5 protein-coding genes, 4 tRNA genes, 2 rRNA genes and 3 pseudogenes (1 of these 14 cut by a window edge) are annotated in these 8,889 nt (G+C 57.0%); all 14 read right to left on the reverse strand.

The window, feature by feature from the left end; genetic code table 11:
* Positions 1-43 precede the first annotated feature (43 nt).
* On the reverse strand, positions 44-739 hold the full coding sequence (gene rplA, locus QY917_RS12585) for a 50S ribosomal protein L1 (RefSeq protein ID WP_011806987.1): 696 nt from the start codon (positions 737-739) through the stop codon (positions 44-46).
* On the reverse strand, positions 740-1,171 hold the full coding sequence (gene rplK, locus QY917_RS12590; RefSeq protein ID WP_011806988.1) for a 50S ribosomal protein L11: 432 nt from the start codon (positions 1,169-1,171) through the stop codon (positions 740-742).
* Between the two features lie 109 nt (positions 1,172-1,280).
* Positions 1,281-1,871: a transcription termination/antitermination protein NusG gene (gene nusG, locus QY917_RS12595; RefSeq protein WP_015914494.1), complete on the reverse strand. Its 591-nt coding sequence runs from the start codon at positions 1,869-1,871 to the stop codon at positions 1,281-1,283.
* Positions 1,871-2,254, reverse strand: coding sequence for a preprotein translocase subunit SecE (gene secE, locus QY917_RS12600; RefSeq protein ID WP_015914495.1), 384 nt, complete (start codon positions 2,252-2,254; stop codon positions 1,871-1,873). Before secE ends, nusG begins: the two co-directional genes overlap by 1 nt.
* Before the next feature lie 85 nt (positions 2,255-2,339).
* A tRNA-Trp gene (locus QY917_RS12605) sits at positions 2,340-2,415 on the reverse strand.
* A 15-nt stretch (positions 2,416-2,430) separates the two neighbouring features.
* Positions 2,431-3,621, reverse strand: coding sequence for an elongation factor Tu (gene tuf, locus QY917_RS12610; protein ID WP_011806991.1), 1,191 nt, complete (start codon positions 3,619-3,621; stop codon positions 2,431-2,433).
* Positions 3,622-3,696: 75 nt separating this feature from the next.
* Positions 3,697-3,771, reverse strand: a tRNA-Thr gene (locus QY917_RS12615).
* A 41-nt stretch (positions 3,772-3,812) separates the two neighbouring features.
* A tRNA-Gly gene (locus QY917_RS12620) sits at positions 3,813-3,886 on the reverse strand.
* Between the two features lie 48 nt (positions 3,887-3,934).
* Positions 3,935-4,020 (reverse strand) — tRNA-Tyr (locus QY917_RS12625).
* Positions 4,021-4,152: 132 nt separating this feature from the next.
* Positions 4,153-5,284, reverse strand: a pseudogene (locus QY917_RS12630) (IS3 family transposase).
* 61 nt (positions 5,285-5,345) lie between these two features.
* Positions 5,346-5,618, reverse strand: a pseudogene (locus QY917_RS17375) (integrase core domain-containing protein); the annotation flags it as partial.
* A 4-nt stretch (positions 5,619-5,622) separates the two neighbouring features.
* Positions 5,623-5,788 (reverse strand): annotated as a pseudogene (locus tag QY917_RS12635) (transposase); the annotation flags it as partial.
* A 420-nt stretch (positions 5,789-6,208) separates the two neighbouring features.
* Positions 6,209-6,321 (reverse strand): 5S ribosomal RNA (rrf, locus tag QY917_RS12640).
* Positions 6,322-6,441: 120 nt separating this feature from the next.
* Positions 6,442-8,889 (reverse strand): 23S ribosomal RNA (locus QY917_RS12645) (it continues 428 nt past the right edge of the window).

An 8,889-nucleotide genomic window follows, 5' to 3' on the forward strand; every position in this document is an offset into this window, starting at 1 on the left:
AGACCTGCCGCCCTCATGGGCACCACGCCTGAAGATTTCGCAATTACGCTGCGATGGTCTGCGTATCCACGCGGACGCCGACGCCCATCGTGGACGACACGGCTACCTTGCGCAGGTACACGCCCTTGCTGGTCGCAGGCTTGGCCTTGTTCAGCGCTTCGATCAGAGCTGCCAGGTTGCCCTGCAACTTGTCGTTGTCGAACGACCGACGGCCAATGGTGCTGTGCACGATACCGGCCTTGTCGACACGGAACTGCACCTGACCCGCCTTGGCGTTCTTCACGGCCGTCGCCACATCCGGCGTCACCGTGCCTACCTTGGGGTTCGGCATCAGACCGCGGGGGCCCAGGATCTGGCCCAGCGTACCCACGACGCGCATGGCATCGGGAGCAGCGATCACCACGTCGAACGGCATATCTCCAGCCTTGACCTGAGCGGCCAGGTCGTCCATGCCCACGATGTCGGCACCTGCGGCCTTGGCTTCTTCTGCCTTGGCGCCTTGGGCGAACACGGCAACGCGCGTCGTTTTGCCCGTGCCATTCGGCAGCACCACGGCACCACGCACCACTTGGTCCGACTTCTTGGCATCCACGCCGAGTTGCACAGCAACATCGATGGATTCGTCGAACTTAGCAGTAGCGGCTTCCTTCACCAGAGCCACCGCCTCAGCGAAAGCGTACAGCTTGGTAGAGTCCACCTTGCCCTGCAGGGCCTTTTGCTTCTTGGTCAGCTTTGCCATTTACAGACCCTCCACCGTCACGCCCATCGAGCGAGCAGAACCAGCCAGCGTGCGCACTGCCGCGTCAACGCTAGCAGCATTCATGTCCTTGAGCTTGGTCTTGGCGATCTCTTCGAGCTGTGCACGGGTGATCTTGCCCACCTTGGTGCTCAAGGCATTGGAGGAGCCCTTGTCCAGCTTGATCGCCTTCTTGATCAGCACCGTTGCGGGCGGCGTCTTGATGACGAAAGTAAAGCTCTTGTCTGCAAAAGCCGTGATCACCACGGGCAGCGGCAGACCAGGCTCGACACCTTGGGTCTGCGCGTTGAACGCCTTGCAGAACTCCATGATGTTGAGACCGCGTTGGCCCAGCGCGGGACCAATCGGAGGGGAGGGATTGGCCTTACCAGCTGGCACTTGCAGCTTGATGAAGCCGACGATTTTTTTCGCCATGTTTGCTCCTTGCGGGTATTAACGCCTGATCGTTCACCAGGCTCCCCGGGGTTATCGACTCTCTTCTCTCATCGCACCGAGTCGAAAAGCGCGAATACTTCACTGACGCTCAGGTCTTTTCGACCTGGGCAAATTCCAGTTCCACCGGGGTGGAGCGGCCAAAGATCATCACAGAAACGCGCAAGCGGTTCTTCTCGTAATTCACTTCTTCTACGGAGCCGTTGAAATCGGTGAACGGACCTTCCTTGACCCGCACCAACTCGCCCACCATGAATTCGATCTTGTGGCGCGGCTTGTCCGTTCCCTGCTGCATCTGGCTGACAATCTTCTGCACCTCTTCTTCGGAAATAGGCGCAGGGCGGTTCTTCACCCCGCCCACGAATCCTGTCACTTTGCTGGTGTGCTTCACCAAGTGCCAGGTGTCATCGTCCATCACCATTTCGACGAACACATAACCAGGGAAAAGGCGACGCTCGGTAGTCTTGCGCTGCCCATTCTTCATTTCCACCACTTCTTCAGTGGGCACCAGAATGCGGCCGAACTTTTGCTGCATACCGGCACGCGCAATGCGTTCCTGGATGTTGCGCTCCACCGCCTTCTCCATACCAGAATAGGCATGAACGATGTACCAGCGCAGATCTGGATTCACCGCAACATCCACCGGAGGCTGCACACCATTCGTGTCCACGGCATCCACCATCACTTCCTCCAGCCCAAGATCAAGTCGTACAGAACCCATTCCAAGGTCTTGTCCGTGAACCAAAGGAACAGCGCCATCACCACCACAAAAGCGAACACATAGCCCGTCATTTGCAGCGTTTCCTTGCGCGTGGGCCAGACGACCTTCTTGACCTCACGCCACGCATCGCTTGCAAACCCGACGAACTGGCGTCCATGCTCGGAAACGAGAAAGACCGCCACAGCCAGCACTAGCCCCAACAGCAACACCCCCCATTGAATAAGGGGCCCTTGCTTACCCAGCAAATAGAAACCGGCAATGGACGCGAGAACAATCGCCACTGCCGCGAACAACTTTGCCTTGTCCGCACCAGTCGTGACCGTCTCAACCTGGGATGTGGCCATAGATAAATTCGCCTATTTGATCGCGCCTTACAAGACGCCGAAGCCCGCCAGGGGCTGGCGGGCTTGTTTTGTTACCACCCTGAAGTGGCAGGGGCAGTAGGAATCGAACCTACAACCTTCGGTTTTGGAGACCGACGCTCTGCCAATTGAGCTATACCCCTTCGATCCCCACTAGATTACGCAATGATCTTGGCAACGACGCCGGCGCCCACGGTACGGCCGCCTTCGCGGATAGCGAAGCGCAGGCCTTCTTCCATGGCGATGGGGTTGATCAGCTTCACAGTGATCGACACGTTGTCGCCGGGCATCACCATTTCCTTGTCGGCCGGCAGCTCAATGGAGCCGGTCACGTCGGTGGTGCGGAAGTAGAACTGGGGGCGGTAGTTGTTGAAGAAGGGCGTGTGACGGCCGCCTTCGTCCTTGCTCAGCACGTACACCTCAGCCGTGAAGTGGGTGTGGGGCTTGATGGAGCCGGGCTTGCACAGCACTTGGCCGCGCTCGACGTCTTCGCGCTTGGTGCCGCGCAGCAGCAGGCCCACGTTGTCGCCAGCCTGACCCTGGTCCAGCAGCTTGCGGAACATTTCCACGCCGGTGACGGTGGTCTTTTGCGTGTCGCGGATACCGACGATTTCGATTTCTTCGCCGACCTTGATGATGCCGCGCTCGACGCGGCCGGTCACCACGGTGCCGCGGCCGGAGATGGAGAACACGTCTTCCACAGGCATCAGGAAGGCGCCGTCTACGGCGCGCTCAGGCGTGGGGATGTAGGTGTCCAGGGCTTCGGCCAGGCGCAGGATGGCGGGTTCGCCCTTGTCGGACTGGTCACCTTCCAGGGCCAGCTTGGCGGAGCCGCGGATGATGGGGGTGTCGTCGCCGGGGAAGTCGTACTTGTCCAGCAGTTCACGCACTTCCATCTCGACCAGCTCGAGCAGTTCCTCGTCGTCGACCATGTCGCACTTGTTCAGGAACACGATGATGTAGGGCACGCCCACCTGACGGGCCAGCAGGATGTGCTCGCGCGTCTGGGGCATCGGGCCGTCAGCGGCCGAGCACACCAGGATGGCGCCGTCCATCTGAGCGGCGCCGGTGATCATGTTCTTGACGTAGTCGGCGTGGCCGGGGCAGTCGACGTGGGCGTAGTGGCGGGTGGCCGTTTCGTATTCCACGTGCGAGGTGTTGATCGTGATGCCGCGCGCCTTTTCTTCAGGGGCGTTGTCGATCTGGTCGTAGCCCTTGGCTTCGCCGCCGAACTTCTTGGACAGCACCGTGGCGATGGCCGCCGTCAGCGTCGTCTTGCCATGGTCCACGTGACCGATCGTGCCCACGTTCACGTGGGGCTTGGTACGTTCAAACTTACCTTTTGCCATCTTTTCGACTCCGAAAAAATCTACACCAACACGACAAATATTGATGCACCCCAAACGGAGACGCACCTGAAACTGTGGTGCCCATGGCGGGAATCGGACCCGCGACCTCTCCCTTACCAAGGGAGTGCTCTACCACTGAGCCACATGGGCAACAAGGAGTCAAACTCCTCTTAACCAACCTATCCAAACCGTGGAGCGGGAGACGGGAATCGAACCCGCGTCATTAGCTTGGAAGGCTAGGGTTCTACCATTGAACTACTCCCGCAAGACCGAATTTCGCGCAAGTACGGTCCAACGCCTTCAAACCACAATCTGGTGGAGGGGACTGGATTCGAACCAGTGTAGGCGTAAGCCAACAGATTTACAGTCTGCCCCCTTTAGCCACTCGGGCACCCCTCCGAAGAATTGAGAAGTATACAGCCTTTTTGATCCTTGCGTCGATATCACTATTTTTTGTTTTAGGCGTGGCGGATCTTTATGCAGTCGGTGGCATCAGTTTGGCGAGCTAGCCGTTGAGTTCCAAGAGGTTGCTCATGGGCGGCTGTTGGTTGAGTGGGCTGCTGCCTGTTCCCTTGACACCAACCTAAGCCTTTTGAGTTTGCTCGTACTGTACGGACTGAGATAGCCGAGCGTCGAATGCCTGCGCGTCGGGTTGTAGAAGCACTCGATGTAATCGAATACATCTGAACGGGCCTGCCTTCGTGTTCAGTACACCTTCCTGGCGATGCGTTCGGTCTTGAGAGAACTGAAGAAGCTCTCCATGGCCGAGTTGCCCCAGACCTCGCCGGCCCGGCTCATGCTGCAAGTGATGCCCTGTTCATCCAACAACCTCTGGAAGTGCTCCCTGGTGTACTGGCTACCCTGATCCGAGTGATGCAGTAAGGCTACCGGCTTGCCCGACGCCACACGGCCATCATCAGCGCGTCCACCACGAGCTGCAAGGTCATGCTCTCCTGCATAGACCAACCCACAATGCGCCGCGAGTACAGGTCCAGCACCGCGGCTAGGTACAGCCAGCCTTCTGCCGTCCAGATGTAGGTGAAGTCGGCTACCCACCTCTGGTTCGGGCAGTCAGCCTGGAACTGCCGGTCCAGTACGTTGTTGGCCACGGCATTGCGCGCGCCACGGTCTCCTTAGGCGATCCCGTCGGGGTCTGGCTCGCAATGCCTGTTCGCGCATGAGCCGTTCAATGCGGTGCAGACCACAAGCCTGACCTTGCTCCAGCACCTCGTGCCACACACGGCGTGCGCCATAGGTGCGGTCGCTGTGTACGAAGCTCTGGTAGGCCTGCGCGCCCAGCACTTCATCGCTGAGGCTGCGCCGCCCCGCCGGGCCGTGTCACGCGGCCACCCCACGAGACGCCGGGCGCCTCGTACATTAGATCGACCGGCAGGGCCCCCCGGTGTTTCGCCACGAACCCGAACTTCACATCGACTCCTTCGCGAAGTAGGCCGCGGTTTTTTTGGGATGTCGCGCTCCATCTTGAGCTCAGCCACTTCCTTGCGTAGCTGCGCTACTTCCGCGTCCTGGGCCTTTTGCTTGCCGTTGCCAGGGAAGGCCTCCTGAGGTTCGTCTCGCAGCTCACGAACCCACTTGCGCATCACGTTTTCGTGACTGTCCAGGTCTTTGGCAGCCTGTGACCTGCCCCCTGTAGACGTACCAATCAAAAGTGAAAGTCCGGGTTCAAGATTACTCGGTGGGTTCGGGGTTGACGGGTATTGAGCTGCATCGCCAGCGCGCTGGCGATGCAGCTCAGCGAAGCGAGCCGGTCGCATGCGTCCCAGGCTGCTGTTGTAGTCCGTTCGCCAGACCGCCACGGCCACCCTGGCCTGATGCAATGTCTCCAACCAGCACTCGTTCAAGTGCTCGTCCCGGAACTTGCCGTTGAAGCTCTCGATTTAGCCATTCTGCATGGGGCGCCCCGGCTGGATCAGGATGTGGCGAATGCTATGCGCCTGCGCCCAGGCCATGAAGGCTCGGCTGGTGAACTCCGGGCCATTGCTTGAGCTTGGCGTTCTCGGATTCGAGCTCGCGCTGGGCTTCAGACACCTGCATGCCGCCGAACTTGGCGCGTCACTTGTAGAAAGTGGCATCGCTGAAGCCGCCGTTGCGGCACAGCTCCTTGATCGGCATACCCGCTTCGGCCTGCCGCAGGACCCCATGTGATCTGTTCCTCGCTGAATCTGCTCTTCTACATGCCCGTCATTCTCCTAGTGGTTGACGGACTTCACTAACTTCAGCCTGGTACGGCTGGCGGGGGGCAGGTCACCTGGGCCACAACCACATCACGCTCGGTGACCAGTTTGATCGCTCGAGCTTGAACTCTCGGCTGAATGTCCTTCTTCTCTCCATGAACCACCTCCCGTTTCACTTTTACCTTAACAAGGTGTCTTTGAAACCGGCAGCAGCCCAAACCGTCAACTCTTCAACTAGCACGTCTAAAGGGGGCAGGTCGAATTGGCTGCAGATCTACAGGGCAACTGGGAGTTGTTGAATGCTGTGTGCCGGCCGATGTTGATTGACCGCTCAAGCCCAAAGCAAAACGCCCTCCCACTGTTGTAGTGGGAGGGCGGTTTGGGCTGTAAGAGCCTGACGATGACCTACTTTCACACGGGAACCCGCACTATCATCGGCGCGAAGTCGTTTCACTGTCCTGTTCGGGATGGGAAGGAGTGGGACCAACTTGCTATGGTCATCAGGCATAAAGGGTTGCTGAGCAGTGAGGACTGCACAGCGAATTCATAGAGTCTGTGAATCAGCGTGGATTTGATTGCGTACTTGGCATAACAGTCTTGAGCTGCGATTGGCAGTCAAAGTTATAGGGTCAAGCCGCACGGGCAATTAGTACTGGTTAGCTTAATGCATTGCTGCACTTCCACACCCAGCCTATCAACGTCGTGGTCTACAACGACCCTTCAGGGGGCTCAAGGCCCCGGCAGATCTCATCTTGAAACGAGTTTCCCGCTTAGATGCTTTCAGCGGTTATCTCTTCCACACTTAGCTACTCGGCAATGCCACTGGCGTGACAACCGATACACCAGAGGTGTGTCCACTCCGGTCCTCTCGTACTAGGAGCAGGCTTCCTCAAATCTGCAGCGCCCACGGAAGATAGGGACCAAACTGTCTCACGACGTTTTAAACCCAGCTCACGTACCTCTTTAAATGGCGAACAGCCATACCCTTGGGACCGACTACAGCCCCAGGATGAGATGAGCCGACATCGAGGTGCCAAACACCGCCGTCGATATGAACTCTTGGGCGGTATCAGCCTGTTATCCCCAGAGTACCTTTTATCCGTTGAGCGATGGCCCTTCCATACAGAACCACCGGATCACTATGTCCTGCTTTCGCATCTGCTCGACTTGTCAGTCTCGCAGTTAAGCACGCTTATGCCATTGCACTATCGTCACGATGTCCGACCGTAACTAGCGTACCTTCGAACTCCTCCGTTACGCTTTGGGAGGAGACCGCCCCAGTCAAACTGCCTACCATGCACTGTCCCCGATCCAGCTAATGGACCTAGGTTAGAACCTCAAACGCACCAGGGTGGTATTTCAACGTTGGCTCCATGAGATCTAGCGACCTCACTTCAAAGCCTCCCACCTATCCTACACAGATCCGTTCAAAGTCCAATACAAAGCTACAGTAAAGGTTCATGGGGTCTTTCCGTCTTTCCGCGGGGAGATTGCATCATCACAAACATTTCAACTTCGCTGAGTCTCAGGAGGAGACAGTGTGGCCATCGTTACGCCATTCGTGCAGGTCGGAACTTACCCGACAAGGAATTTCGCTACCTTAGGACCGTTATAGTTACGGCCGCCGTTTACTGGGACTTCAATCAAGAGCTTGCACCCCATCATTTAATCTTCCAGCACCGGGCAGGCGTCACACCCTATACGTCCACTTTCGTGTTTGCAGAGTGCTGTGTTTTTATTAAACAGTCGCAGCCACCGATTTTTTGCAACCGCTTTGGGCTCCCTTTGTACAAGTTCACCTACTTGCGGCATACCTTCTCCCGAAGTTACGGTATCAATTTGCCGAGTTCCTTCTCCTGAGTTCTCTCAAGCGCCTTAGAATACTCATCTCGCGCACCAGTGTCGGTTTGCGGTACGGTCGTCAATAGCTGAAGCTTAGTGGCTTTTCCTGGAAGCAGGGTATCACTCACTTCGTCTGCAAGCAGACTCGTTATCACCCCTCATCTAAGCCCGGCGGATTTGCCTACCAGGCACGACTACAGGCTTGAACCAACATATCCAACAGTTGGCTGAGCTAACCTTCTCCGTCCCCACATCGCACTATTGATCGGTACAGGAATATTGACCTGTTTCCCATCAGCTACGCATCTCTGCCTCGCCTTAGGGGCCGACTCACCCTACGCCGATGAACGTTGCGTAGGAAACCTTGCGCTTACGGCGAGCGGGCTTTTCACCCGCTTTAACGCTACTCATGTCAGCATTCGCACTTCTGATACCTCCAGCATCCGTTACCAGACACCTTCACAGGCTTACAGAACGCTCTCCTACCACGTGCAATAAATTGCACATCCGCAGCTTCGGTAACTGGCTTAGCCCCGTTACATCTTCCGCGCAGGACGACTCGATCAGTGAGCTATTACGCTTTCTTTAAATGATGGCTGCTTCTAAGCCAACATCCTGACTGTTTTAGCCTTCCCACTTCGTTTCCCACTTAGCCAATTTTAGGGACCTTAGCTGGCGGTCTGGGTTGTTTCCCTCTTGAGTCCGGACGTTAGCACCCGGTGCTCTGTCTCCCAAGCTGTACTCTGCAGTATTCGGAGTTTGCCTTGGTTTGGTAAGTCGCCATGACCCCCTAGCCAAAACAGTGCTCTACCCCCGCAGGTAATACTTGAGGCACTACCTAAATAGTTTTCGGAGAGAACCAGCTATTTCCAAGTTTGTTTAGCCTTTCACCCCTATCCACAGCTCATCCGCTAGTTTTGCAACACTAGTCGGTTCGGACCTCCAGTACCTGTTACGGCACCTTCATCCTGGCCATGGATAGATCACTTGGTTTCGGGTCTACACCCAGCGACTGAACGCCCTGTTCGGACTCGATTTCTCTACGCCTCCCCTATTCGGTTAAGCTCGCCACTGAATGTAAGTCGCTGACCCATTATACAAAAGGTACGCCGTCACCCCTAAGGGCTCCGACTTTTTGTAAGCATGCGGTTTCAGGATCTATTTCACTCCCCTCCCGGGGTTCTTTTCGCCTTTCCCTCACGGTACTGGTTCACTATCGGTCGATGATGAG

The sequence above is a fragment of the Diaphorobacter sp. C33 genome (assembly GCF_030503915.1).
Classification (GTDB): domain Bacteria; phylum Pseudomonadota; class Gammaproteobacteria; order Burkholderiales; family Burkholderiaceae_C; genus Diaphorobacter; species Diaphorobacter nitroreducens.

What these genes read in the sequence shown, in the direction of transcription:
- rplK (WP_011806988.1), bottom strand. Translation starts at nt 1,171, where the DNA reads ATGGCGAAAAAAATCGTCGGCTTCATCAAGCTGCAAGTGCCAGCTGGT.
- nusG (WP_015914494.1), bottom strand. Translation starts at nt 1,871, where the DNA reads ATGGTGGATGCCGTGGACACGAATGGTGTGCAGCCTCCGGTGGATGTT.
- tuf (WP_011806991.1), bottom strand. Translation starts at nt 3,621, where the DNA reads ATGGCAAAAGGTAAGTTTGAACGTACCAAGCCCCACGTGAACGTGGGC.
- rplA (WP_011806987.1), bottom strand. Translation starts at nt 739, where the DNA reads ATGGCAAAGCTGACCAAGAAGCAAAAGGCCCTGCAGGGCAAGGTGGAC.
- secE (WP_015914495.1), bottom strand. Translation starts at nt 2,254, where the DNA reads ATGGCCACATCCCAGGTTGAGACGGTCACGACTGGTGCGGACAAGGCA.